The sequence below is a fragment of the Acidobacteriota bacterium genome, from assembly GCA_040754075.1.
In the GTDB taxonomy this organism is placed as follows: domain Bacteria; phylum Acidobacteriota; class Blastocatellia; order UBA7656; family UBA7656; genus JBFMDH01.
Genome location: JBFMDH010000041.1, coordinates 1 through 26,184 on the forward strand (window position 1 = coordinate 1; position 26,184 = coordinate 26,184).

The 26,184-nt window shown below is 46.2% G+C and carries 25 protein-coding genes; 18 read left to right on the forward strand and 7 right to left on the reverse strand.

What is annotated here, in order from left to right:
- Positions 1–171 precede the first annotated feature (171 nt).
- Positions 172–1,470: a glutamate-1-semialdehyde 2,1-aminomutase gene (gene hemL / locus AB1757_28080; GenBank protein MEW6130922.1), complete on the reverse strand. Its 1,299-nt coding sequence runs from the start codon at positions 1,468–1,470 to the stop codon at positions 172–174.
- A 44-nt stretch (positions 1,471–1,514) separates the two neighbouring features.
- On the opposite strand from hemL, the gene mtnB reads away from it, so the two are divergent.
- The 5 genes from mtnB (at position 1,515) to AB1757_28105 (ending at position 6,040) form a co-directional block, all read left to right on the forward strand.
- Positions 1,515–2,246 (forward strand): methylthioribulose 1-phosphate dehydratase, encoded by a 732-nt coding sequence (gene mtnB / locus AB1757_28085; GenBank protein ID MEW6130923.1) that lies wholly within the window; start codon positions 1,515–1,517, stop codon positions 2,244–2,246.
- A 15-nt stretch (positions 2,247–2,261) separates the two neighbouring features.
- Entirely contained in the window at positions 2,262–2,825 is a 564-nt protein-coding gene (locus AB1757_28090) for a cupin domain-containing protein (GenBank protein ID MEW6130924.1), read from the forward strand.
- A 3-nt stretch (positions 2,826–2,828) separates the two neighbouring features.
- A complete protein-coding gene (mtnC, locus tag AB1757_28095) occupies positions 2,829–3,587 on the forward strand; it encodes an acireductone synthase (GenBank protein MEW6130925.1) in 759 nt (252 codons plus the stop codon).
- Positions 3,588–3,592: 5 nt separating this feature from the next.
- Positions 3,593–4,072, forward strand: a complete 480-nt coding sequence (locus AB1757_28100) for a hypothetical protein (protein ID MEW6130926.1) — start codon at positions 3,593–3,595, stop codon at positions 4,070–4,072.
- Positions 4,073–4,255: 183 nt separating this feature from the next.
- Positions 4,256–6,040 carry a hypothetical protein gene (locus AB1757_28105; GenBank protein MEW6130927.1) on the forward strand — a complete coding sequence of 595 codons (1,785 nt, stop codon included), beginning with the start codon at positions 4,256–4,258 and terminating at the stop codon, positions 6,038–6,040.
- Between the two features lie 25 nt (positions 6,041–6,065).
- On the opposite strand, the gene AB1757_28110 is transcribed toward AB1757_28105, so the two are convergent.
- Together AB1757_28110 and hutU are read right to left on the reverse strand one after the other, a co-directional pair.
- Positions 6,066–7,346: a PQQ-binding-like beta-propeller repeat protein gene (locus tag AB1757_28110; GenBank protein ID MEW6130928.1), complete on the reverse strand. Its 1,281-nt coding sequence runs from the start codon at positions 7,344–7,346 to the stop codon at positions 6,066–6,068.
- Between the two features lie 92 nt (positions 7,347–7,438).
- The gene (gene hutU, locus AB1757_28115; GenBank protein MEW6130929.1) at positions 7,439–9,103 is read right to left on the reverse strand and encodes a urocanate hydratase; all 1,665 of its coding nucleotides are present in this window, start codon (positions 9,101–9,103) and stop codon (positions 7,439–7,441) included.
- A 161-nt stretch (positions 9,104–9,264) separates the two neighbouring features.
- Here hutU and AB1757_28120 point away from each other — a divergent pair, with 161 nt between their 5' ends.
- Positions 9,265–9,588, forward strand: coding sequence for a DUF5658 family protein (locus AB1757_28120; protein MEW6130930.1), 324 nt, complete (start codon positions 9,265–9,267; stop codon positions 9,586–9,588).
- Between the two features lie 203 nt (positions 9,589–9,791).
- On the opposite strand, the gene hutH is transcribed toward AB1757_28120, so the two are convergent.
- From hutH to AB1757_28140, 4 genes are all read right to left on the reverse strand, one after another.
- Positions 9,792–11,300 (reverse strand): histidine ammonia-lyase, encoded by a 1,509-nt coding sequence (gene hutH / locus AB1757_28125; GenBank protein MEW6130931.1) that lies wholly within the window; start codon positions 11,298–11,300, stop codon positions 9,792–9,794.
- Positions 11,301–11,329: 29 nt separating this feature from the next.
- On the reverse strand, positions 11,330–11,923 hold the full coding sequence (locus AB1757_28130) for a hypothetical protein (GenBank protein MEW6130932.1): 594 nt from the start codon (positions 11,921–11,923) through the stop codon (positions 11,330–11,332).
- A gap of 99 nt (positions 11,924–12,022) precedes the next feature.
- On the reverse strand, positions 12,023–14,869 hold the full coding sequence (locus AB1757_28135; protein ID MEW6130933.1) for a M48 family metalloprotease: 2,847 nt from the start codon (positions 14,867–14,869) through the stop codon (positions 12,023–12,025).
- Between the two features lie 205 nt (positions 14,870–15,074).
- Entirely contained in the window at positions 15,075–16,268 is a 1,194-nt protein-coding gene (locus AB1757_28140) for a DNA double-strand break repair nuclease NurA (GenBank protein ID MEW6130934.1), read from the reverse strand.
- 150 nt (positions 16,269–16,418) lie between these two features.
- Here AB1757_28140 and AB1757_28145 point away from each other — a divergent pair, with 150 nt between their 5' ends.
- From AB1757_28145 to AB1757_28200, 12 genes are all read left to right on the forward strand, one after another.
- The gene (locus tag AB1757_28145) at positions 16,419–17,879 is read left to right on the forward strand and encodes a magnesium chelatase (protein ID MEW6130935.1); all 1,461 of its coding nucleotides are present in this window, start codon (positions 16,419–16,421) and stop codon (positions 17,877–17,879) included.
- Positions 17,880–17,945: 66 nt separating this feature from the next.
- Entirely contained in the window at positions 17,946–18,170 is a 225-nt protein-coding gene (locus tag AB1757_28150) for a DUF433 domain-containing protein (GenBank protein ID MEW6130936.1), read from the forward strand.
- Positions 18,167–18,505 carry a DUF5615 family PIN-like protein gene (locus AB1757_28155; GenBank protein MEW6130937.1) on the forward strand — a complete coding sequence of 113 codons (339 nt, stop codon included), beginning with the start codon at positions 18,167–18,169 and terminating at the stop codon, positions 18,503–18,505. The genes AB1757_28150 and AB1757_28155 overlap by 4 nt, the downstream gene beginning before the upstream one ends.
- A 28-nt stretch (positions 18,506–18,533) precedes the next feature.
- Positions 18,534–18,980 carry a DinB family protein gene (locus tag AB1757_28160; protein ID MEW6130938.1) on the forward strand — a complete coding sequence of 149 codons (447 nt, stop codon included), beginning with the start codon at positions 18,534–18,536 and terminating at the stop codon, positions 18,978–18,980.
- Positions 18,981–18,988: 8 nt separating this feature from the next.
- Positions 18,989–20,251: a VWA domain-containing protein gene (locus AB1757_28165; protein MEW6130939.1), complete on the forward strand. Its 1,263-nt coding sequence runs from the start codon at positions 18,989–18,991 to the stop codon at positions 20,249–20,251.
- 69 nt (positions 20,252–20,320) lie between these two features.
- Positions 20,321–21,475 carry a TlpA disulfide reductase family protein gene (locus AB1757_28170; GenBank protein MEW6130940.1) on the forward strand — a complete coding sequence of 385 codons (1,155 nt, stop codon included), beginning with the start codon at positions 20,321–20,323 and terminating at the stop codon, positions 21,473–21,475.
- Positions 21,476–22,013: 538 nt separating this feature from the next.
- Positions 22,014–22,181 (forward strand): hypothetical protein, encoded by a 168-nt coding sequence (locus tag AB1757_28175; GenBank protein MEW6130941.1) that lies wholly within the window; start codon positions 22,014–22,016, stop codon positions 22,179–22,181.
- A gap of 89 nt (positions 22,182–22,270) precedes the next feature.
- Positions 22,271–22,783, forward strand: a complete 513-nt coding sequence (locus AB1757_28180; GenBank protein MEW6130942.1) for an A24 family peptidase — start codon at positions 22,271–22,273, stop codon at positions 22,781–22,783.
- Complete coding sequence (locus tag AB1757_28185) at positions 22,783–23,220, forward strand: TadE/TadG family type IV pilus assembly protein (GenBank protein ID MEW6130943.1); 438 nt, start codon at positions 22,783–22,785, stop codon at positions 23,218–23,220. Before AB1757_28180 ends, AB1757_28185 begins: the two co-directional genes overlap by 1 nt.
- Positions 23,204–23,716, forward strand: coding sequence for a TadE family protein (locus AB1757_28190; protein MEW6130944.1), 513 nt, complete (start codon positions 23,204–23,206; stop codon positions 23,714–23,716). Before AB1757_28185 ends, AB1757_28190 begins: the two co-directional genes overlap by 17 nt.
- 39 nt (positions 23,717–23,755) lie before the next feature.
- Complete coding sequence (gene cpaB, locus AB1757_28195; GenBank protein MEW6130945.1) at positions 23,756–24,715, forward strand: Flp pilus assembly protein CpaB; 960 nt, start codon at positions 23,756–23,758, stop codon at positions 24,713–24,715.
- 38 nt (positions 24,716–24,753) lie between these two features.
- A complete protein-coding gene (locus AB1757_28200) occupies positions 24,754–26,184 on the forward strand; it encodes a type II and III secretion system protein family protein (protein MEW6130946.1) in 1,431 nt (476 codons plus the stop codon).

The following is a 26,184-nucleotide window of genomic DNA, read 5'->3' on the forward strand; positions in this document are numbered from 1 at the left end:
GTGGTCAATTGGTGTATCATAGATGGCATCAGGGATGTCCTCCGTAATTGAATTTGGCAAAATGATTTTATCAACTACGGTTCAAAACATCCCTTTCAACTTTTTCAACTCAATACTCAGGTTAAGTAACGATTAAAAATCCAAACAATTTTTTTCAGGCAACTGACGCTGCTATTTTAATATCGCCTGAAAACTTTTTTGTGCGGCTTCAATGGTTCTTTCAATCAACGTTTCTGAATGCTGAATTGAAATGAATGCACATTCAAATTGCGAAGGCGCGAGGTAAACGCCTTCTTCGAGCATGGCACGGAAAAACTTCCCGTAAAGTTCGGTATTGGCAAGTTTCGCGGTATTCCAATTAACCACCGGTTCATTAGCGAAAAAGGCGGTCATCATCGAACCTACACGATTGCTGGTCATCGCAATCCCCGCTTGCATTGCAGCATCTTTTAATCCCGCTTCAAGTTGTGCGCTTCGTCGTTCCAATAAATCGTAAGGGTTTAACTCTTTCAATAATTTTAAAGTGACCAAACCTGCCGTAACCGCTAAGGGATTTCCTGAAAGCGTACCGGCTTGATAAACTCCGCCGGTTGGAGCCACAAAATCCATAATCTCATTTCTCCCGCCAAAGGCAGCGGCTGGCAGTCCTCCACCGATGATTTTTCCGAGACAAGTTAAATCGGGTTTCACGTTATAAAGCGCCTGCGCGCCACCAAAAGCCACACGGGAACCGGTCATCACCTCATCAAAAATTAACAGCGCCCCATATTGAGCGGTAATTTCCCGGACAGCTTTCAAGTATCCTTGCCGTGGTGGGACACAGCCCATATTTCCGGCAATCGGTTCAATAATCACACAGGCAATTTCATTTCCCTGCTCGGAAAATATTTCGCGTAATTCCGCTTCATCATTAAATTGGGCAACAATCGTGTGCCTGGCAAAATCTGCGGGAACGCCTGCGCTATCCGGGGTGCCAAAGGTTGCCAATCCCGAACCGGCTTTCACCAACAGGCTGTCAGAATGACCGTGATAGCAGCCTTCAAATTTAATGATTTTATCGCGTCCGGTATAACCACGAGCCAGACGAATCGCGCTCATCGTCGCTTCGGTTCCTGAACTAACCAGACGAACCTTTTCGATTGCCGGGTATGCCTCAGAAATGATTTCGGCAATTTCAATTTCGATTTCCGTCGGCGCACCATAACTGGTGCCATGCCTTAAAGCTTCATGCAGGGCATCAATCACCGCTGGATGCGAATGACCCAGAATCATTGGACCCCAGGAACCTACATAATCAATGTAGCGATTGCCATCAACATCTGTCACCAATGCCCCGTCGGCGTCTTTGATAAAGACCGGTTTTCTGCCGACTGCGCGAAAGGCGCGAACCGGGCTATTGACCCCACCGGGAATTTTATGTTGAGCGCGTTCAAACAAGTCATCGGATTTTTTGGTTATGAGTTCAGACATTTTCACCTCGATTTTTTATTACAAGTCTATTTGCGGATTTAAGAATGTTAATCATACAATCGCTTCTTGAATTGGTAAATTGCATCGCTTTTGAAAAGCATATCAATGACCTGTCTATGACCAAAAATAACAAACTGAAAAACCGGCTTTTGGATAGAATGTCGGTTCTCGAAAAAAATACCTTAGCCAAGTTATTGGAGAAGACCGGGCGCAATTTTTATAAGCGTGGGTGGGTATTGGGAACCAGCGGTAATTTCAGCACCGTTTTATGCGATGAACCTTTGGAGATAATGATTACCGCAAGCGGCGTTGATAAAGGCGATTTAGATGTGAACAAATTTTTAGTTATCAATTCCGAGGGTGAAGTAATTTCGGGAACCGGGTCGCCTTCGGCTGAAACCGCTTTACACCTGAAAATCGTTGAGCTAAAAAATGCGAAAGCTGTCTTACATACTCATTCCGTTTGGAGCACGATTCTTTCAAATACTTTTCGAGAAAATCGAGGCATCAAATTCGAGGGATTTGAAATGTTAAAAGGGTTAAGTGGCGTCACCACCCATGAGCATGAAGAATGGTTGCCGATAATTGAAAATTCGCAAAACTACTCTGAGTTAGCTGATACGTTGGAAAAAACTTTAATTGAACATCCTGCCTGTCATGGTGTTCTGTTGCACCAACATGGGCTTTACACCTGGGGAAATAATCTGGCGGAAGCCAAACGCCATATTGAAATCTTTGAATTTTTATTTGAAGTTAAGGGCAGAAGTCAGCAATAAAGGAGGCAAACGGTTATGGCAATATTAACGATTCCGGAAAATAACCTGACGATTAATGAGGTTTTGGAAATCAAAGAATATCTGGCAACCGTCGGAATTGAATTTGAACAATGGACACCGAATCATCCGCTTCCTGAAAACCCAACCAATGATGAGATACTTTCCGCTTATGAAGCCGAAATTGAAAATCTGAAAGTCAGAGGCGGTTATGTCACGGCTGATGTCATTAACATCACCCCGCAAACACCGGGCATTGAAGCGATGCTTGCGAAATTCAATCGCGAACATTGGCATGATGAAGATGAAGTGCGGTTTATCATTCATGGTCGAGGTTTATTCCACATCAGACCGCAGGATGCGCCGGTGGTGGCAATCGAAGTCGAGGCTGGAGATTTGCTTCGCGTGCCCAGAGGCACTTTGCATTGGTTCAACCTTTGCGCCGAACGAGAAATTCGCGCCATCCGTTTATTTCAAGACCCGTCCGGGTGGACACCCAATTATACCGAGAGCGGAATCGATGCCAGATACGAACCGGTCTGTTTCGGCGTCGCGTATCTACCCATCCCGAATGCGAGTTGATTGATGAACCGCGAAACCTTTAGTCAATCCATCAATACCATTCTTCTGGACATTGAAGGCACGACGACACCGGTTGATTTTGTCTATCAAACCCTTTTCCCTTTCGCTCGAAAGCATTTTAAATCCTATCTTGAGCAGAATATTCTGAACCCTGAAATTCAAGACGACCTGAAGCGGTTGCATCAGGAACAACTGAATGACACCAATGAAAACCTTGCCCCTCCGGAAATTCATCTTGAAAATCAGAGTTATGCGATTGACTCAGTGTTTCGTTATCTTATTTGGTTGATGGACAGAGATAGAAAATCCCCGGCGTTGAAATCTTTGCAGGGAAAAATCTGGGAAGCCGGCTACCGAAACGGCGAGTTAACCGGCGAGGTGTTTGCCGATGTTCCAGTTGCTTTTCAACGCTGGCACAGCCAATCGAAAGCCATCTGCATTTATTCATCAGGAAGTGTGCTCGCTCAAAAATTAATTTTTTCACATACTCGGTACGGCGATTTGACTCGATATATATCAAATTATTTCGACACCGCTGTCGGCGGGAAAAAGGCGACAGCGAGTTACCAACAAATCCTCCGGAGTTTAAAAGTTCCCCCTGATAGGCTTCTGTTCATTTCCGATGTGATTGAAGAACTTGATGCCGCAAGAGCAAGTGGATTACCAACAAGTTGTTCAGTTCGTCCGGGAAACTCTCCGGTTTTCACTTTTAACCATCACCCGATGATTTATAGTTTCGATGAAGTTTTTCCTGACCTTTAACCCCAATGAAAGCTAAACATCATTTTTGGACATCGCTATTGACCGGTAGTGGGCTTTACCTTTTGAGTGGTTCCTGGACATCAATTGCAGGCGCACTGGTTGGTGGATTTTTAATCGATGCCGATCATATTGTGGATCAATTGTGGTCAATCAAACGCCACTCACCACATATGAAAAAGATTCCTGAGATGTCACCCAAACAATTCAGTTTAAAAACTCTCTACATCAAATTTTTGCGCAGAAGAAAATTATTACGGCTGCCGTTAATTTTTCATGGATACGAATTCCTGTTGCTCTTCACTGTCCTGCTATTTTCGATAAAATCGCCCTTTTTTATTGGCTTTTTTGTTGGTTATGGATTGCATCTCGGACTTGATTTATACCGCCATGCTCACGAATTGAAATCGCTGTGGTTCTATTCGCTCGCCTATCGCGCCTATCACGGATTTAAACGGGAACAATTGGTAAAAGAAAATTATTTATAAGGGCGATTTCGGTCGCTTGTTGTCAGTATTGTCCATCATCACCTATAATCGCCCTTCGCAGTGACCACGCCAACTAACAAACGCGAGATTCCATATCTTTTATTTATCGTTGCTTCTTTTGTCTTTGGATTAACCTTTTCCTGGCAACGTTGGGGCAACCCGCTCGTAGACTGTGGACGAGAGATGAATCAACCGTTGCGCATTGCCGAAGGGCAAATGCTCTATTCAGATATCCGGCATATCTACGGACCTTTCTCGCCTTATCTGAATGCATTACTGTTTAAAATCTTTTCACCGTCGCTGAATGTGCTTTACACATCGGGAATCATTACGGCTTTAATTATTATATTTTTGAGTTACTGGCTCTCGCGTCAAATCATGAGTCGGATTGCGGCTTTGGCTTCCACGCTGGCGATTATGTGGTTATGCGGGTTTAAACAGGCGGGAAATTATTTTTTGCCTTACTCCTACGGAGCACTGCACGCTTGCGCCCTGGGATTAATTTCACTTTTTTTCCTGGTAAATGCGGTGAAAACCACTGCCCCAACCAAGGAATCTGAAAAACATCAATCAATCCTGACCCGCAGATTTTTTTCAAACCACCTCGTCTGGTTATTTTTAGCCGGGGTGTTTGCAGGGTTTACGCTGTTGGCAAAAACCGAAATGGGGATTGCTGCCGTCGCCACAGGTATCATTGCCGGGGGAATACTGAATTATCCCAATTTGAATAAATCGCTAAAATCAATCGCCTGCTTTTTTTTCCCAGCCTTACTCATCATCTCAGGGGTTTATGGATTTTTTATTGCCCAGGTAGGTTGGCAGGTTGTCTCGAATGAAAATTTCATCTTTTTTCAACATGTTCCGCCGGAGTTGGTCTATTTTAACCGGCGCATGTCGGGGCTGGATAAACCACTGGATTCAATTATTTCAATCATCGGTTCGTTGTTGCGTTTAGCCTTTTTAGCTGTTGCCATCGTCATCGTCAGTCAATTGATAACCTATAAAAAGGATAAACAGAGCGCCTCGGCAAATATCCCGCTCGCAGATGCCGGACAGGTTCAAATCATCTATCTGTGGGGACTCCTATTTTTATCAATAACGGTTATTTTTACGCTGTCATTTACCGGCATCATGCAATGGGATAACGGACCCTATTTAGCGATGCCCATTCTCTTAATCGGGTCGATGGTCATCATCATTAAAGGTTATCTGAAAGAAATTTCCGCCAGAGGTTTTGCCCACCAGCACACCTTAATTGTTATCCTCTTCTCCGGGTATGCGCTCATCAGTTTATCGCGTGTCATTTTACGGGTGCGCAGTGGCGGAGCTTACAGTTCCTATCTACTTCCGGTTTCGGTAATCTTATTTACCTATATTCTGGCATATCAACTGCCCGGATTAATCAAGAATCCCAAAACCCGAATAATCGCCCGCAATATCACCATAGCCTTGATTTTGAGTGATGCGATTCTGACCTCATTTTTATTGGCGTATCGCTACCGGCAGAAAAATACCTATCCGATTATTACTGAACGCGGAACCATTGTCGCCGTCAACGATTTGGGAATCGCCTTTGATAAAGCCATCGAATATATCAACCGCGAATCCGATGAAAATGATTATGTGGCGGTGATGCCTGAAGGAACTTCTTTAAATTTCTTTACCAGACGCGCCAATCCATTGAGAGAAGAAATCACTACCCCGGGTTTTCTGGACGCCGAAGGTGAGGAGCGAACCATTAAAAGGTTAGCCGAAACTCAAACCAAACTAATCTTGATTGCCAATCGCGCAACTTCGGAATTCGGGCCAATCCGTTTTGGTCGCGATTACAATCAACGATTAATGCAATGGATTAAAGACCATTATGAAGAGAGTGAAGTTTTAGGACCCGTCGATAATCAGGATTTGCAAATCGGTGACCCGATTTTCTTCTTGAAAGCTTACCGGCGAAAAACCTCGTCAATGTAACCGCGAAGTTTTTCGATTATCGTTCTCATTTATCCGATAACTTTTTGATGCAATAGAGATTTTTTTCCCCACGCAAAAAAAGTTTTCCATTGGCTATTGCCGGTGAAGCATAAACCGGTTCATCAATAGAATTGACACTGATGACCTGGGGTGAGGCACCGGCTTTTAAAATGAACGCATCGCCATCTTCACTAATCATTAACAGCTTTTCATCAAAAGCGGTTAATGATGCGGTAAATTGAGCGGCAATCGGCAACCTCGCCTGATAAATCAATTTTCCGGTTTTGGCTTCAAGACAGGTGAGCACTCCTGTATCAGTAACCAGATATAAATATTCACCATAGAGAATCGGCGAAGGAACGTAGGCGGTTGCTTTATCGAATTGCCAGACAAGATTTGGGGTATTGGCTAAATCGCCTTTTCCGCCCAACCGAATCGCAAGGGCGCGTTTGGCTTCGCTGCCTGCCGAAACATAAACCATATTGTGACCCGTGACCGGACTGGGAATGGCATTGCTTTCAACACCCGGTGCGCGCCATATTTCTTTACCCGTCGCCGGGTCATAAGCGATCACACTTTCCGCGCCACTGGTCACCAGTTCAAAGTGATTTTCAACTTTAATGATTAAAGGTGTCGCCCAACTTCTACGATGGGTTCGCTGCACTCGCCAGATTGGCTTGCCGGTTTGTTTATCAAAAGCGGCAAGAAATGAAGTCTCCCCGTATTCCTGGTCACATTGAAGAATCACAAGGTTTTCAAACAAAACCGGTGAAGTCCCAGGTCCCAGACCGCCTTTGGCAATGTTTCCAAAAGCGGTTTTCCACACACGTTTTCCTTCAAAGTCATAACAAAATAGCCCTTCAGCCTCTAATGACAGGTACACAAATTTCCCATCAGTAACCGGAGTGGTCGAGGCATAGGTATTTTTCCGATGGCGATTATCGAGAACTCTACCTTCGTGAACCGTTTTATCCCAGATGACTTTTCCTGATTCGCTATCGAGACAAATCAGTTTGATCGCATGACTATGGTCAGCGCCAACACTATCGGGATGACGGTATTCTTGCCCTTTATGAATGTGGCGAATGGCTTCGGCACCCGGAATGATTTGCCCTTCGATAGAGGTCGTTAAAAAAATACGGTTGCCCCAGACGATTGGCGATGAATGTCCGCGCCCTTTAATTGCCGTTCTCCAAGCGATGTTTTTTGTCGCATTCCATTCTGTCGGCAGATTGGTTTCGGTTGATATACCACTACCATCATTCCCTCGCCAACCCGTCCAATTGCCGTTTTGTCCAGAAACCATTATCGAAAACTGACTCACTAAAACCAACAATGAGGTTATAGAAATCAATTTGCTTAATCGAAGTTTCATCATCTTTTCAAATAGAAAACCGGCTACTTTGTGCGCTCTATCATTGGAATTTTTATGCCCTTTTCCTGGGCGGTTTTCTTTGCGTCTTCGTATCCGGCGTCTACATGACGCGCCACACCAATCCCCGGGTCATTGGTTAAAACCCGGTTCAATCGCTTTGCGCCATCTGCGGTGCCGTCGGCTACGCTCACTTGCCCTGCATGTAGGGAATACCCGATGCCAACCCCGCCGCCGTTATGAATCGAAACCCAACTCGCCCCGGATGCGGTATTCAACAAAGCATTTAAAAGCGGCCAATCAGCGATGGCATCCGAACCATCCAACATCGCTTCGGTTTCGCGGAAAGGTGAGGCGACCGAACCGGTATCTAAATGATCACGACCGATCACCACAGGGGCTTCGATTTTGCCGGTTTTTACTAAATCATTTATCGCTTCTCCGAATTCCGCGCGTTCACCATAGCCTAGCCAGCAGATACGCGCCGGCAATCCTTGAAATTTGACGCGCTCGCGCGCCAGGCGTAACCACCTTGCCAACACTTCATCATCGGGGAAGAGTTCAAGCGCGAGATTGTCGGTGATTTCTATATCTTTGGGATTGCCTGAAAGCGCCGCCCAACGAAATGGACCTCTACCTTCACAAAAAAGCGGACGAATATATTCAGGCACAAAGCCCGGAATGTCATAAGCATTTTCAACGCCAACCTGTTTTGCCTGAGTGCGGATATTGTTGCCGTAATCGAAAGTTATCGCCCCCAGCTTTTGTAATTCAAGCATAGCGCGGACGTGTTCACCCATCGCATTCATCGAACGGCGGATATACTCATCCGGGTCGGAATTCCTGAGTTCTTCGGCATCTTCAAGCGCCAGCCCATTGGGAACATAGCCATTCAGCGCATCGTGGGCGCTGGTCTGGTCTGTCAAAATATCGGGCACGATATTGCGCCGCACCAATTCCGGTAAGATGTCAGCGCAATTGCCAACCAAGCCGACCGAGATGGCTTCTTCACGACTTTCGGCATCATTTAACAGATTCAATGCTTCATCCAATGAATAAGCAATCAAATCGCAATAACCGGTTTTCAATCTTTTTTCAATTCTCTGCGGGTCAACGTCGATTCCTAAAAACCGCGCTCCGTTCATCGTAGCCGCTAGCGGTTGAGCGCCACCCATCCCGCCCATGCCACCCGAAACAATCAATTTATTTTTTAGCGACCCATTGAAATGTTTTTTTCCCGACGCCGCGAAAGTTTCAAACGTCCCCTGAACGATGCCCTGACTGCCGATATAAATCCAACTCCCGGCAGTCATCTGCCCGTACATCATCAAACCCAATTTTTCGAGTCGATGAAATTCATCCCAATTCGACCACTGTCCAACCAGATTGGAATTCGCCAGCAACACTCTCGGCGCATATTCATGGGTACGAAAAATACCTACGGGTTTACCCGATTGAACCAGCAAGGTTTCATCATTTTCCAGTTCACGAAGTGATTGAACGATGGCATCAAATGCCTGCCAGTTACGCGCCGCTTTCCCGACACCGCCATAAACAATTAAATCATCAGGGCGTTCGGCTACCTCCTGGTCGAGATTATTCATGAGCATTCTCAGTGCCGCTTCCTGGTGCCATCCCTTACAACTGATCCGGCTGCCGCGTGGCGCGCTCACTTTTTTTCTGTCGTGCATATTTAAGACCCCGTTTCATGAAAAAAATCACCCTTATAGGGAATTGATTCTACGTTTTTTTAATAGTATCTTTACATCGGATAGCATTGAAATCGAAAATATTTTGGAAACCTCATCACAGCGATTGCGTTACAAAAAATTGAGTTGAAGAGGTAAATGTTATGACCCCCACAAGAGAACTATTTTTAGATCGCAGACTTTTCTTCTATGTCATTCTGGTTATCATCATGTCCGGTTATGATGCCGTTGCCACCATGCAGCACATTGGTCGCGGGGTTGCAGCCGAAGGCAATCCGTTGATGGAATCGCTGATTGAACGAAGCGCGCTGCTTTTTTTCTTCGTTAAAATGGCGATAACCACCTTTTGCATGTACGTCTTTTATCGTTTTTCTCATAAAAAAGCCGCGAGAATCGGCATCCAAACGGCTGTCGGGCTTTATTCTCTTCTCTGTGTTTACCATTCAATGATTATTTTGTTTGGTTAAACCGATTTGTAGTCTGTTGCTCCCTGATGATGATTAGCAGCCGCTCAATGCTTTAAGGTGATCATCACTTTCTTGCCCCCAAGACAAGGGGCAACAGACTAGAATTTTATTCCTCAGCCTATTTAACGCTTCATAAATTTCCTCAAATAATTTTAAATCTTCAAAATCTGAACTTATCGGTAAGGTGATGAACCTATGGTTTTTTAAAGATTATCTACATCACCATTCAATTTCTGGATCAGTGGTTTTAGAGATTCAATATAATCAGCCAACACACAATCTTTTTCAATAAAGGGCACAATTTTACGCGCTTGAGAAACCACATTTTCGAGTTTGGGGCTGGTCTTTAAGGGGCGCAAAAATTCCAACCCTTGGGCGGCACACAATAGTTCAATAGCCAAAATGGTTTCAACATTCTTAACGATATGAGCGAACTTTAAAGCCGAAGTCATACCCATGCTGACGTGGTCTTCTTTGTTTGCCGAAGTCGGAAGGTTGGTCACTGATGCGGGATGCGCCAGGACATTATTTTCGGCAATCAGTGAAACGGCTGCAACCTGCGCAATCATCATCCCCGAATTGGTTCCGGCTTTCGGTGTTAAAAATGCCGGTAGCCCCGAAAGATCCGGATTAACCAGACGCTCAACCCGGCGTTCGGCAATGGTTCCCAAATCCGCCACTGCCACTGCCGCATAATCCAAGGTCAAGGCAATTGGTTCGCCATGAAAATTTCCGCCGGAAATCACTTCTTCGGATTCCGCAAAAATTAAAGGATTATCGGTGGCGCTATTGATTTCAATTTCCAAAATCCGTCGCGCGTGATTGATGGCATCGCGAACTGCGCCGTGAACCTGTGGCATACAACGCAATGAATACGCATCCTGAACTCGCGGATCAACGTGTTTGTCACGGTGCGATTCGCGAATCTCGCTTCCTTCAACCAATTCGCGTAACCGCCTGGCACTATTCATCTGTCCCGGATGTGGACGAACCGCTTGAATTTTATAATCAAACGCCACCGGCGTTCCCTTTAAGGCTTCAAGCGATAATGCGCCGGTCACATCCGCAGCATCCGTTAGTCTTTCGGCGGCAAGCAATGCCAATGAACCTACTGCTGTCATGGCTTGGGTGCCATTTAAAAGGGCAATCCCTTCTTTCGCTTCGAGCGTGAGCGGTTGAATGCCAGCCGCAAAAAGCGCCTCACGCGCAGCCATTCTCTTTCCTTGATAGATGACTTCCCCTTCACCGATGACCACGATAGCGAGATGGGCAAGCGGGGCAAGGTCGCCGGAGGCACCAACCGAACCTCGCGATGGAACAATAGGGTGGATTCCGGCATTCAGCATTTGCAAAATGGTATCAATAACCAAGGCACGACAACCTGAAAAACCTTTGGCTAAAACATTGGCGCGATGCAGCATCATGGCGCGAACAATTCGTTCACTGAGCGGTTCACCAACGCCGCAACAATGCGAACGGACGAGATTGATTTGTAATTCGCGAAGTTTATCAGCAGGGATGGAAACATCCGCTAGTTTGCCAAAACCCGTGTTGATGCCATAAACCACATCGCCACGAGAGACAATGTCTTCGACAAATTTACGCGCCCGGTCAATACGCGGGCGAGCCGATGGCGCAAGCCTTACATCGGCTCCGTCGGCAACCAGTTCAGTTTGTTCAAGGGTTAAAGATGCTCCGTCAATTTCGATCATATGTTTATAAAAGTGCAAGGAATTTTAATCTATAACGACTTATTTTGAAAAACCTGTTGCCAGGTTAAAGTGCGGCGCAGTAGACGAATCTCGGCTAGCGAGGTCTCGCTAAATAATTCTTCGAGTTTATCTAGCACCGCAAGAAGAAGTTGCGGCGCGAATTGTCGCCCATGCGTGATCACTTGCGAATAGTAGTGCAACACCAGTTTATCTTCGCGTCCGCAGTGAAAGGATTTAATATCGGCGTCGCTCATGGTGAAGACTTCTGAATTAACCGGCACCACCGAACGCGGTATGCCTTGTTTGATTTCGCCGTTTTCATCTACCCAGCCGATGAGCAAAATGCCAATCAGCACCCCTTGTTCATTCAATAAATCCGGGCTGAATACCGCGTTCATATTAAGCGACCCGGAAAGCCGCGGCCCGAGCCTGCCGAATTCGGGATTCACCAATTGCGAATTATAAATCAACCCGTAGGTCGTCGAATGTTCGCTGGGTATAAAAACGAAACGGGCAAAATGGTAATCTTCAACCTCTGGAGGCACAGCGGATTCCAAGCCATCCAATACCCGCGCAACATAATCAACGTGGGAATTTGACTTTACAATTTTTGCTATCTTCATTTGTCTTGGGTTAATCCGAATTAGAGTTTTACTAAATCAGCATTCTACTTTCTGATTAACCCAAAACTCAACGCCGTTATCTCGCTGAAGCCTCACCCGCTATGCCTTTTTGTAAATTGGTTGAGGTAATTTTCTTTCCCTGTAAACGTTTGATGAGAGTTCCCCCATCCATTTGAATATCGGTCTGCGGTCATAACGATGAATATCGTATAGGTAAGCAACCGGGTTTCTCCGGGCAATGAATGCTCTGGATTCGTGGTGCCGTTGAATCACCGATTGAAAATAACTTTCCATCGAATTTTCAAAGACCACCCCGTTCCCAAGATAAGCAACAGCTTCCTCGCGGAAATTTATATGAGCGTCAAAAAGTTCTTCAACTCCCGAATCGGGTTTGCACTCGCCAATTCTTCGCGGCATGCGTCGCGCGCATATCACCCCGTTCGGCTCCATATTCGATGTCGTCATAGTCCAATCAGTGCCGACCAGACTGGATATAGAGCAATAGACCGGTGTCACACTCAAACCCTGCGAAGCACATTGCACCACCTCTGCATAACATCTTTCGGTTGGATGAATGAATAGTCGACCGACCCCTTTGAGTGTCATTTCAACATCATTTTCGGTCGAATAATCCTGACAAAACTCAAACCCCAATGCAGTCAATTCCGCCGTGTACCGCTCATATTCCGCTAAATCCAAACCGGGAAAATCCGCTGCCTGCGTCTGAATGATTTTGATATGCGTCGGCGAACCTTTCCCTAGTTTTTGCTTAAACGAATAACACGACCAGAGGAAAACCACGACGCCGGTCGCCATTGCGAATAACGGTTTGGGAATGTGATATTGCATCAATTGTTTGTGTAGAAAAAATGCCGCCACGATGTAGCCACCGACCAAACCGATAAACGCTTTTTGCAAAGGTAAGTTGAATACCGGTAGCGGTTTTTTCTTGGTCGCGCCTGAGGGTTTAACAAATTGCTGCACCGGCGATGCGGATTTTGCATCAGCCGTTAAAGCCTGGTTACTTGATGCAACGGTTGCCGTCATCGAATACATTTCATCGGCTTCGTCAGGAACATTGAGCAGCGCGTCCACACGCTCCTGCGAAATCATATAATTTTTCGCAAGCGCATTGATGCGTTGCATACTGGACGGGTGAGTCAACAAATTTTCATCTGCCTTGCTCCAATTCATCGGTAATAAACTTAACCGCGATAACTTTACTAATCCGGTTATCATCGCTTCCGGGTCGCCGGTTACGGTTGCTGCAAAAGCATCGGCGGAATATTCCATTCGCCGCGAGACCATCAAAACCAGCAATGAACCTATCGCCATACAGATGGGAACCGCTAAATCCGAACGCTGAATCGAATAAATCGCCAGATAAAGTTGCGGAGAAGTGACGGCAAAAGAAGTAACAGCGGTTATCAATATCGGCAATAAGAACATGGGAATCAGAATGGTGGCAAGCCAGATGATGGTTAGGATGCGCGGATGATGCAATCGCAAATGGCCGATTTCGTGTCCCACCACCGCATCCACTTCGCGTTTACTGAGTCGCTTTAATAAAAACTCATTCAAAAAGACGGTGTTATTTATCGTGGCGCAGGCATTCGCCGTTTTATTTTTTTGTTCGGGAACCACATAAACTTCTTTCAAATTGACCCCTGCCCGCATGGCAATTTCATAAATCCTGTCTCTGAGCGGCGCAACAATCAACGAGTGAGCTTCCGGGCTATCACCTTTCCCTTGCAATGGTTTCGTTGCGATTTTGAAAAAATGCCCAATCGCAAAATAAGCAATGGCAGTTTTCCAGTTTCCCGCAACGATTTCGCCGATTCCCGCAAACAACAAAACCAGCGGCAACAAAGTGCCAAAGGTCATGGCAAGGCTCTCTCTGATAAACTTTTTCAGTTTGCCTTCTTTATTCGGGCTTGCTTCTTCGGTTTCCAGAAACCGATTGAGCGCCGCTTTGCAAATCAAAATACAAGTGGTCGGCGGCAGAAGATAGAGCATAAAATACCAAACCATATTGACCGGTGCGCTACGACTGGCAAAGAATGCCCAGAGAGCGCGAAAGCCAATTAATGAACCGCCAATCCACCAGACGAACGGATAAGTGAATGATAATGCGTTGATGATGTGAAATGCCGCGTAACGCGCCGCCATCGCTTCGCACCCCGAACGCAAAATGGCTCGCCGTTTCCATATCACAAACAGTATGGGTAAAAAAAACAGCAAGCCCAGTGCGAGGCAACGTTTGACAATCCAGATCGTCGGATACCCGAAAGCTATTGAGATGGTTTTCATTGGTACATCATCGCCGGCGGTTGACAGTAGGTAATAATGCTGCCCGTCGGGAACCAACAGTGGGTGTTCCCGATACTCATCCCGTGTACAATCTGTGTAATCGGTTTCGGGGTGGGTGACGCCAACCGAAAGGTTTTGAATGCCCATCCCGGCAAGAACTTTTTGCAACGCCGAAAATTCCAGTTCGCCTTTTATTAAATAGCCTTCTTGTGAAAAGGCTCGCTTCGCGCTACCGCTTAAGTAATAAATCTTGCCCTTTTTACTATCATCGGTCGGGGGTTGCCCATTTTCGCTTTCTTCTAAACCCGCTTCATCCAACGCTTCCAACTCTTCGTCAGTATAGTCTTCATCGTCAAAATAAGGACGATTGCCCTCTTTAAGTTGAACTCCCGTAGCATCCTGAATCGCTTGTTTTTGCTCTTCGGTTATGGCATCAAATACCCAAACACTAAAATGAATTTGGTAATTGCCGTTCTTTTTGACATCAACCTGAATGGTTGCGTTCCCTTTCGGACGTTCCTTTTTTTCCGCGCCTTCCTGGCTGAATGCTTGAAGCGGGAAACCGCACAATAAAAAACCGACCAATAAGTATTTGCTGAATAATCGAATCCGTTTGCAGCAGGTGAGGTTTATCATGGTTCACTCCGATGAGGCGTTCGTGCAAACCTGTTTCAGGTTTTAAGAACTTTTTAGTTGCAGAAAGTCGCTAAGATTTAGGCGATAAATTGAAAGTTTAGTCTTTCTGTTTTTTTTGATTCAGGGGCAATGGAAGATAAATCGGATAATCGGTACAACGACACGATTATATTTGATAACCGACTGGCTGCAAGACAAATTATTTTTAACGCCGTTGTGATTTGCTGATGGCTTTTCGCGCGCGGGTGAATTGAAATCCGTTGCGTTCGGCGAACTCTTGAAAAATCGCATAAAACCTCTCACGGTCTTGCTGGGTGATGACCGCTGTCGCGTCCGCCGCTTCGATGACATAGGGATAACCGTTTCCCACAATCACTTCACCTCTAATGATATTCAACACATATTCCAGCAACCCTTTTTCATAAACCCACATTGGCACATCGATTCTTGAGGGTGGAGCATCAGCAGTGGTTTTCAAGTAAACAAATCCAAGGTCTCGTCGCCAGGTTTCACCATACTGTTCGAGAATCCCGGCTCTGGCGCAGCGAAACAAAGGCGTTCGATCACCCCATTTCATCTGCCGGGTTAAAAGCGCTGCGTCCTGCAATTTCGGCGATTCATTTAAGTCGGGAAAAATTGTGATTAACAAATTCACCAGGTCACGCGCCATACTCGTGTCAATGTAACCGATGACCGGAATGCCGGTTTCTTTGGATTTATCGAGTAACGCGATGATTTCATTCACATAAAAATCGCGTTGCGATTCGGGCAACAATTCAGCAAAAGAGATGACCAATAAATTATCAAAAAAAACCACCGGCGGTTGGGTCGCGTCAAAACCACTTTCCAAGGTTTTCGTCATGAATTTTTTAATCGCTTCGATTTCCAAGGCATAGCGGCGTTGTTGCACGGCTTGAAAGGATGCCTCTATATCGCCTGCGGTTCTCACCATCACTTCATCGGGCGATAAAATCTCAAAGGTCGTGTCTTTGATGTATGTGCCTTCGGTTCGATGCGGATTTTCAAACCAGCCGGTTTGTACAGCCGCAAGCGGTATTGAAAAATCTTTGGTGGGCATTAATTGACTGCCATCGGCTGCGAAGGTTGTGTGATTCAACAACGTAACATAAGCCCATTCCCGCGCTTCTTCCCGGTTAGCAAATGATTTTTCAAAAGCAAGCACCATTGATTCGGCGGAATAAAACTCTTCGGTTGGGATGGCTCCCGATGGTCTATTGGTTTCCGCCAGCAATTCCGTGATGGTTTCCTTATTCATTCCAACCAGATTTTCGAGTGCTGCCCGATAGGTGGCAATTTGCTCATTCAATTCCCGTTGATAGAGCACAAATTGACCGACGGAATTTTCTAAAGCGGTTAAAATTTTTTCCCGAAAAATCATAAATAAGGTTGTGGCAGCAGCAGTATAGCGGAGGGATTTCTGTATGTCATTCCTGAGCGCCTTCATCCAGCGGGTTTACAGGCTGTCTTTACGAAGTTATAACTTTTGTGAGTATTATTCCCAGTCGATTTTTATTTGAGGTTAAATCAAATGACATTGCCTGCAACCCTCGGAGAATTAAAACAACAACCTTCCCTCGTCAATCTTTACCGGCACCGCTCGGTAAAAGATGAGATGCGCCAAAATTTAATCATCAAACTGCGAGGCAGCGAACCCATTTTTCCGGGAATTGTCGGTTATGACGACACTGTCGTTCCGCAAATCATCAATGCCATTCTTTCACGTCATAATTTCATTTTGCTGGGTCTTCGCGGACAAGCCAAAAGCCGCATTCTGCGCGAACTGACGAACCTGCTGGATGACCGTATCCCGGCAATTGAAGGCAGTGAAATCAATGACAATCCATTTTCGCCAATCAGCAAATATGGAAAAACCATTGTTAATTCGCTGGGTGATGATACGCCGATTGTCTGGTTGGATAGAGATGCCCGTTATGTTGAAAAGCTGGCAACCCCGGATGTCACCATCGCGGATTTAATCGGCGACCTCGACCCGATTAAAGCGGCACGCGGCGGGCATTTGCTCTCTGATGAACTGACGATTCATTACGGCTTATTGCCGCGCGCCAATCGCGGATTATTCGCCATCAATGAATTGCCAGACCTCGCCGGCAAAGTGCAGGTCGGACTATTCAACATCATGCAGGAAGGCGATATTCAAATTAAAGGCTACCCGATTCGTTTGCCGCTCGATGTAATGCTGGTGTTTTCCGCTAACCCCGAAGATTACACAGCACGCGGCAAAATCATCACACCGCTCAAAGATCGCATCGGTTCCGAAATCGTTACGCATTACCCGGTGACAGTTGAAGAAGGTATGGAAATCACCCGGCAGGAAGCCTGGACGCATCGCGACGAGAGAATTCACCTGCCGGAATTTATCTCACGCACAATTGAACAAATCGCATTTGAAGCGCGCAAAGACCAGCGCGTTGATAAACGCTCAGGGGTGAGTCAACGCCTGTCAATCTCGGTGATGGAAAATGTCATTTCCAATGCCGAGCGGCGCGCGCTCATCAATCGCGAAGAAAAAATCGTCCCCCGCATCAGCGATATTTTCGCGGCTTTACCGGCAATCACCGGCAAACTCGAACTCGAATATGAAGGCGAACAAAAAGGCGCAGCCAACATTGCTCGCGAGTTGATTAAAAACGCCGTCGGCAAAACTTTTGAAACCTATTTCGACCACATCGATTGCAGCGAAATCATTGCCTGGTTCAACGATGGCGGGGCGCTTAGGGTTGGCGATACAGACAGCACGGAACTCTGTTTATCGGGGCTTCGCAGAATTTCCGGTTTAATCAATGCTGCTACACAATCCGGTATGGCAACCAACAAAGACGTGACGGTTGCGGTGTGCGAGTTAATCCTTGAAGGCTTACATGCGCAAAAGAAAATTTCCCGGAGCGAAGAACGCGGCTATCGCGCGGTTAAAAAAGAAACCCGCTCACAAAATTATGAACCGTTCAACCGGTCAAGAAGAATCAATTAGGATTCAGGATTCAGGGTTTATGGAGTAGAATTTTTCCAAAGAATTAACAAGTTTCGGAGAAAAAGGATGACAAATTTACTTGAGCGGATAACCATAAATCCCGAGCAATGCGGAGGGCGACCTTGTATTCGCGGGATGCGAATCCGTGTGATTGATATATTGGATTTGTTTGCTGCAGGGCTAAGTGCAGATGAAATCCTTGCAGAAATGCCTGACCTTGAAGCTGATGATTTGAAAGCGGCATTGCATTATGCCTCCCAAAAAATTGATCATCCAATTATTGCAGCATGACAATTTGGGTTGATGCACAATTATCGCCTGCCATTGCTAACTGGCTTCGCTTGCGATTTGGAATTACAGCATACGCATTGCGGGATTTGGGTCTGCGCGATTCAACTGGTCGCCAAATATTTCTTGAAGCCAAGAATTCCAAGGCATTGATTATCACTAAAGATAGTGATTTTTTGAGATTGATTAATGAATTAGGTTCGCCTCCAAAAGTTATTTGGCTCACTTGTGGAAATACATCAAACGCAAGGTTGAAAGAAATTTTAGAAAAGCATTTAGAAACAGCCATTGAGCTTTTAGAAGGAGGCGAGGATTTAATAGAAATCAATGGAAATTGAAATTTAGAGTTACATAACAAGGTATGCAATGACACCTGAATTTATCAACGATTTCAGAAACACCATTTCGCAGGCTTATGAAGGGTTGCGAAAAATTGATGAAGCGCAAGCCGCCGCCAAACCCGAAGCCGATCAATGGTCAATCAAAGAACTCATCGGTCATTTGCTTGACTCAGCATCCAATAATCACCAACGCATTGTTCGTCTGCAAATTTTTGATGCCATCGAATTCCCTTTTTATCAACAAGACGATTTCGTCCGCATCAACGATTATCAAAACGAAAGCTGGGAATTTTTATTGGCATTCTGGCGGCTTTACAACCTTCACCTGCTGCACATCATAGAAAAAGTTGATCGAACCAAACTGGAAAACATCTGGCTCACATCCGATGAGCGAAAATTATCGCTCGCTTATATCATCGAAGATTACCTGAAACATTTGAAGCATCATTTGTCACAGATTGCCGAAAGATAGCTATCGTTATGCCGTTTACCAAATATTCAAAATGGAATGGGGTGGATTGGGAGTCGTTAGACCTGAATGATTTGATGGATAAGCTCTCGGAATTTTTCATGCAGAGCGGGTTTGATGACCCCTATTTTATGTATGGCAATGAACAGGACACCTCGCTTGATGCTTTGCGTGAAGCGATTATGGACGCGCTGCTCAACGAAAGCTTGCTTTCGCCGGAAGAACTCGACCAGTTTTATGATGAAAAGGGCAATCTCAAAATGGATGCCTTGAACGAACTCATCGATAAATTGATTGAACGCTTGATTGATGAAGGCTACATTCGCACAGAACAACCATCGTCAGGCACGCCGCAGGAAACCCAGGTCACTTCGCAAGGCGGGCAGACGGGTAAAGCGCAGGACGCATCCATCCAATTTGAAGTCACCGACAAAGGTTTGGATTTTCTCGGTTATAAAACTTTAAAAGAACTGGTTGCCTCGCTTGGCAAAGCCTCATTCGGTCGTCACGATACCAATCACCTGGCAACTGATATTGAAGCGAGTGATGCCGCAAAACGCTATGAATTCGGCGATGTGTTAAACCTGGATGTCAGCGCCACTTTGAAATCGGCTATTGGTCGCGAAGGCTTAGGTGTGCCAATCAATCTGGAGTACGGGGATTTGATGGTGCATCAAGCCGAGTATAAAAGTTCCTGCGCCACGGTGTTGATGCTTGATTGTTCGCATTCGATGATTCTGTATGGTGAAGACCGCTTCACGCCCGCCAAACGGGTTGCCGTCGCTTTGTCACATTTGATTCGCACGCAATATCCCGGCGATTCCCTTCGAGTAGTTCTCTTTCATGATTCCGCCGAAGAAATCCCCTTGTCACAGGTTGCGCGGGTTCAGGTCGGTCCCTATCACACCAACACGCTCGAAGGTTTGCGACTGGCAAGGCGTATCCTCAACGGGCAACGGAAAGATATGAAGCAAATCATCATGATTACCGACGGCAAACCCTCGGCGATGACTATGGAAGACGGGCGGATTTATAAAAATTCGATGGGGCTTGACCCGATGATTTTAAGAGAAACCTTTAAAGAGGTCGCCAATTGTCGTCGCAGCGGAATTTTAATCAATACCTTTATGCTTGCAGATGATTATTATTTAATCGAATTCGTTAAAAAAATCACCGAGATTTGTCGCGGCAAGGCTTATTTCACAACCACGATGACCCTGGGGCAATATATTTTGATGGATTATGTGCGGCGACAAACCAAACGTATCCATTAAAAATTGAAACCGATTCAACAATTTCATCCGTAAGAGATATATCCCACTCAAAACTTTAAAGGAGCAGATATGCGAAAACTGATTCTCTTTTCGCTCGCCTGGTTACTTGGCTTGTTGGCAAGTTACCGCGTGCTTGCAGAGACTAAACCTATGACCATCATATTTGACGAAAAGCCGACAACGGTAAACGTGATGATTTCACCAACGAAAGATGTTTGGGTCACGATGAAGGATTTAACCTTGGCGACCCGTTACGTTGTTAAACCCCAAGGGATTTGTCGTGATGAACTCTGTTTCCCGATTCCTAAAAATCGCAAGACGCAATTTGTCATGAAACAGGGCAAAACCGAATGGTTCAATGTTTCAGAATTTGCGCGCCTGGTTAAACAACCGGTCGCCTTCGACGAAAAACATTCGGTCTATTATTTCGGTCCCAGACCGGACGCCCAGAATGCTCATCTCGAATCTTTGGAAGCGCCAAATTTCACTTTGCCCGATTTAAACGGTAAAAAACATTCGCTCACCGATTTTCGCGGCAAAAAGGTAATGCTCATCACCTGGGCTTCGTGGTGAGGATGCCGGTTCGATTTGCCAGGCTGGCAAAAACTTTACGCCGAATTGAAAGAAAAAAATTTTGAAATTATTTCCGTTGCCCAAGACACTGGCGGGGCAAAAGACGCCGCCCCGTGGATAACCAAAACCCCGCTTGAATACACCGTCCTGATTGATGAGACGCACCTGATTACCAGACTTTTCGACATGGTCAATGTGCCAACCGCCGTGTGGATAAACGAAGAGGGTCGCATCGTTCGCCCCAATGAAGTTGCCTATGTCGATAATCGTTATAAAGTGATGACCGGGTTGGATGCCGAAGAATATTTGAATGCCATACGTGATTGGGCAAGTAATGGCGACAAAAGCGAATTCGTATTCAGCGAGGCAGAGTTGAAAGAGCGACTCGCTCCGCAAAAGGTAGAACACGCGCTGGCATCGGCAGAATTTGCCCTTGCCGAATATTTATCGCATAAAGGATTGGCTGAGGATGCGATTGCGCACTATAAGGAGGCGCAACGTCTGAACCCCGATAACTGGAACTATAAACGGCAGGCGTGGGCGCTTACCAATGCTGAACGGGATTACGGAACCAACTGGGGCAAGGAAGTTCAAAAACAACAATCAGCCGGTAAACCTTATTATGCTCCGAGAAAATTAAAGAAGCGATAGACTAATCGGTTGGATAATCCGGGTGAGGGGCAAGTGTAAGCGGTGACTTCCCCTCACCGAAATCCCCCGAAAAACTTTAACAAATAACCCAAACAGGTGGTTGATTGTGGGTTTATTTTCGAGTATACTCCCGCTGCTAGCTTAGACAAATTACCTCCCATTTATCTTGGTCGTATACAAAATCTCTCCTACGTATACTGCCTCCCGCTAGCTAGGACGAATCGCCCACAGAGGCTGAATTACCATTAAAACGAGAAGGGGGTTGCAGGGTATGTCCCCCAAAAATACATTAACAACTCAGCTCAATCCACTGAATTTTTCAGGATTCAATCGCTCATTTTACCTATATCTCCAACAGCACAGCACGAGCATTGAGTTGTTACTTCGCTCATTTTTATTTGATTACCACCATAGATGCGTAATCTTTGGAATGATTCTTAGCTTATCCCTTTCGATTGGTTCGGAACATTCACTACCGCATTTAATGCGAGATAGTTAAATTCCTGAAAATCATTTTAGTGAAAAGGAGTACCCCCACATGAAAAACCTGATTATCCGATTCCTCACAGAAGACTCAGGTCAGGATATTATTGAGTATGCGCTCATGATTGTTCTGGTCGCCTTAACTGTTGCTGGTTTGACACCTGGTGTGGATAGCGCAGTAAGTAACGTCTTCTCGGCTGCTGTCAGTTCCCTCGCATTGTAAATAAACTTTACGAGAGAACGACACCAAGCTTCACCATTGGATTGGGTATTAGCCTTGGGCTATTACTCAATCCCCCAATGGCGAACCCAGTGATAAAAATTTTCATACTGGCAAGTGTGACAGCGGCAGGCATTTGGGATTTGCGGTATCGGCGAATCCCCAACTGGCTCATCGTGCTGACGGTTTTGCTTTCTCTAAGCTGGCATTCATTTCATGATGGGCTATCTGGTTTGTGGACAAGTTCGCTCGGCTTGATTGTCGGACTGGCATTCCTCTTTCCCATATATTTAATGCGCGGAATTGGTGCCGGGGACGTTAAGTTGATGGGCGCGCTTGGAGCGGCAGTTACCTTTAAACATATTTTTACCCTGTTTGTGATTTCTGCCATCATTGCCGGAATAATGGCAATCTTTCAGGCAATATGGTCAAAAGCCCTGCTTAAAACGGTTAAAAATATGGGTAGGTTAGGCAAGCATGTTTTACTTGGTCGCCTGAAACCTCACGCAGAGTTGAACATTGATAATGACCACGCTTTGAAAATTCCTTTTGGGGTCTCGGTGACTTTTGCGACTTGGTTATTTGTCTTTTTTGGAAGGCAATAATGAACCGATATACGCAAAAATCCAGGCAACGCGGCGCTTCGGTAATCGAAGGCGCGCTGGTCTTACTGCTGCTCTTTACTTTGATTTTTACCATCATCGAAGCCGGGCGCATGTTCAATGTGCAAAATGTTGTCACCAATGCCGCGCGTGAAGGCGCGCGCTATGCAGTGGTTCCCAATACCGGTACTTCAACCCTCCAACCGGACGCAGATATTCGTACTCGTGTAACCGCTTTCATGCAATCTTCTTCTATCGAAGGGGCAACGATAACCATCAATGACGGAGCCGGGATAGCTACCCCTGTGGTTATCAACGGAATCGAATTTACCAAAGTTCAGGTGTCTGTCCCTTATAGCTTTTTGTCTTTGCCGCTACTGGGCAATATCAGTTTGAACATTAGAGGAACCTCATTGATGCGCAATGAAACCAGTCCTTAAACAAGTGAATAGAAATTGGCGCGGGGAACGCGGCGCGATGGTGATTGAATTAGCCTTAATCCTGCCGTTTCTCCTGGTCTTGTTTGTGGTAATTGTTGATTTAGGACTACTGATTCGAGAGTATCAAATTCTTCAAAATGCCGCGCGTGAGGGTGCGCGTTTCTCTTCCTTGCCCCAAAACTGTATTGCCTGTCGTCCGGTAAATTGTAGTGATTGCCTGGGTGGTTGCAATGCCGCGAATTGTCAAACCCAGGCGCAAATCACCGCTTCAATAAAAACCAGAGTTGTAACTTATCTCAGTCAGGAAGGCATTACGATAACTGAAAATGATGTGACGGTGAATCAAGGCTATACCATCTCAATCGGTGGGGTGTTCTCAACCGCATCAGAAATCGTCGTTACTCATAATCGCCCATTATTGATTGAGGATGTTTTCTTTTTACAAGGCAATGCCGTCAACCTTCGCGGAAGCGCAGTTTTTCGGAATTTATATTGAAGTTTTCCTCACCATTTTTGGAGAACAGGAGGCATGATTATGAATAGAAATCGCATGATAATTTTAGCTTTGTTTGCCATCCTGATGAGTGTCGTGGTGGCTTTCCTCGCCTATCGTATGCTCCAGAATCGCTTTGATCCCTCTCAAGATACCATTCAGATTATTGTCGCATTGGAAAAGATTCCGGTTGGAACCCGGCTCACCGAACAGCAATTGCGGCTTACGACCTGGCCCGCGAATGCTTCACCGGAAGGCAGTTTTAAAGACCCGCAACAGTTAATCGGACGCGGTGTCATCGTTCCATTAACCGCCAACGAACCGATACTGGAAACCAAACTCGCACCCAAAGAAGCCGGCGCGGGGTTGACTACGGTAATTCCTGAAGGGATGCGTGCTGTTTCCGTAAAAGTTGATGATGTGACCGGAGTCGCTGGTTTCGTGACTCCCGGAACTCATGTTGATGTCATCGCTGTCGGTTCGGTTGAAGGTCGTGATGGCGACCTATCGAAAGTTTTTCTGGAGAACATCGAGGTGCTGGCAGCAGGACAAAATGTCGAAAGAGATGCTCAAGGCAAACCACTCAATAACGTTCAAGTGGTCACCTTGTTGGTGACTCCGGCTGATGCTCAAAAACTGGTGCTGGCTTCGGTTGAAAGTCGTATCCGTTTGGCGCTTCGCAATCCACTCGATACTGAACAAGCCAATCCGATTGCCTCAAGCAAAACCGGCATTTATACGGGGAGTTCGACGACCTCATCGCCATCTTCGTCACCGGCTGCTGCACCAACAACCGAGCCGGCTCCGGTTAAATACAAACCCGTTGTGGTCAGAGTCGCGCCGAGAAAACCTGTCGCTCCCAAACCTGTGGTGACGATACCGCCACCGACAACCGCCGCCACCCCTCCACCCCAGCCAACCAAAATTACGGTTGAGGTGGAACTGATAAAGGGAGACAAGCGAGAGACTCGGATTTTTGAAAAACAGCCACCCAATAATTAGCGCAGGAAACACGCTGCAAAAGGAGAAAATATCTGCCTATGAAAAAACGCACAGGTGTTATCCTCATCTTAATACATCTGTTCACGGTTTCTGTGGGAATGGCGCAATCATCACCCGGCGTGGAAATATCCCAACAGCGCACCCGAACCGTCAACAGACCACATATCAACAGCGCCAACGAAATCAATTTGCAGGGCGCGGAAGAACCCATCACGTTAAGGGTGTTCGCCAATAAATCTCTGGTCTTACGCTCGCCCGAACCCTTGAAACGGGTCTCGGTTACCGACCCGGCAATTGCTTCGGCAATCATTGTGTCACCCAATCAAGTCTTGATTCATGGACTGACGCCCGGCAATGTCACGCTCATTCTCTGGGACGATAAAGAACGCACACGCTCTTTTGATTTACAAGTGCAACTCGACATCAGCGGTTTGCGGGAAGTATTTCAACAAGTTTTTCCGGGTGAAAATATTCAAGTCAGTCAGGCTGATTCGTCAATCATTCTCACCGGCATCGTGTCTTCAAAAGAGGTCGCAGACCGCGCCGTGGCGCTTGCCCAAACGCGCGTGAAGAACGTCGTCAATGTGCTTGGCATTCCGGCAACTCAGGGAGAGATATTGTTACAGGTGCGGTTTGCCGAAGTTGACCGCTCAGCCATTCAACAACTGGGATTGAATGTGTTCAGCACCGGCGCTGGTCAAACCGTAGGAACGGTTTCTACTCAACAATTCGGTCAGACCCGGGCTGCCGATGTCACCGGCAGAATCCCTGGTCAAAGTGAAGGTTTTGAAAGCACCTTCACGCTAAGCGACCTTTTAAATGTGTTTATTTTTCGACCGGATTTGAATTTGGGGATAACCTTGCGCGCTTTGCAACAGCGCAATCTGTTACAGATTCTCGCCGAACCGAATTTGATGGCGCTCGATGGTCGGGAAGCCAGTTTCCTCGCCGGTGGTGAATTTCCCTTCCCGGTCGTGCAAACCGCAACCGGGCTGAATGCCGTAACCATCATCTTTAAAGAATTCGGTGTGCGCTTGAAATTTACCCCGAATATCTTGCCCGACGGCAAGATTCGATTGAAAGTCGCGCCGGAAGTCAGCGCCCTTGATTTTGCCAATGCCTTGACGATTTCCGGTTTTCTGGTTCCGGCAATTTCATCGCGTCGCGCAGAAACCGAAATTGAATTGCGCGACGGGCAGAGTTTCGCCATCGCCGGTTTGATTGATAATCGGTTGACCGAAATCAGCTCAAAAATCCCCGGTCTCGGCGATATACCGATTATTGGAAAACTTTTCAAAAGCAAAAGCGTCAATCGCAGTAACACGGAATTATTGGTTATGGTGACCCCGAAATTGGTGAAGCCTTTATCACCCGGGCAAGTGCCATCATTGCCAACCTTTCCGAAAAGCTTTTTGGACAAGGACAAATTTGATGGGAAAGTGGGCGTTCCCCCACCGAAAAACAATTAA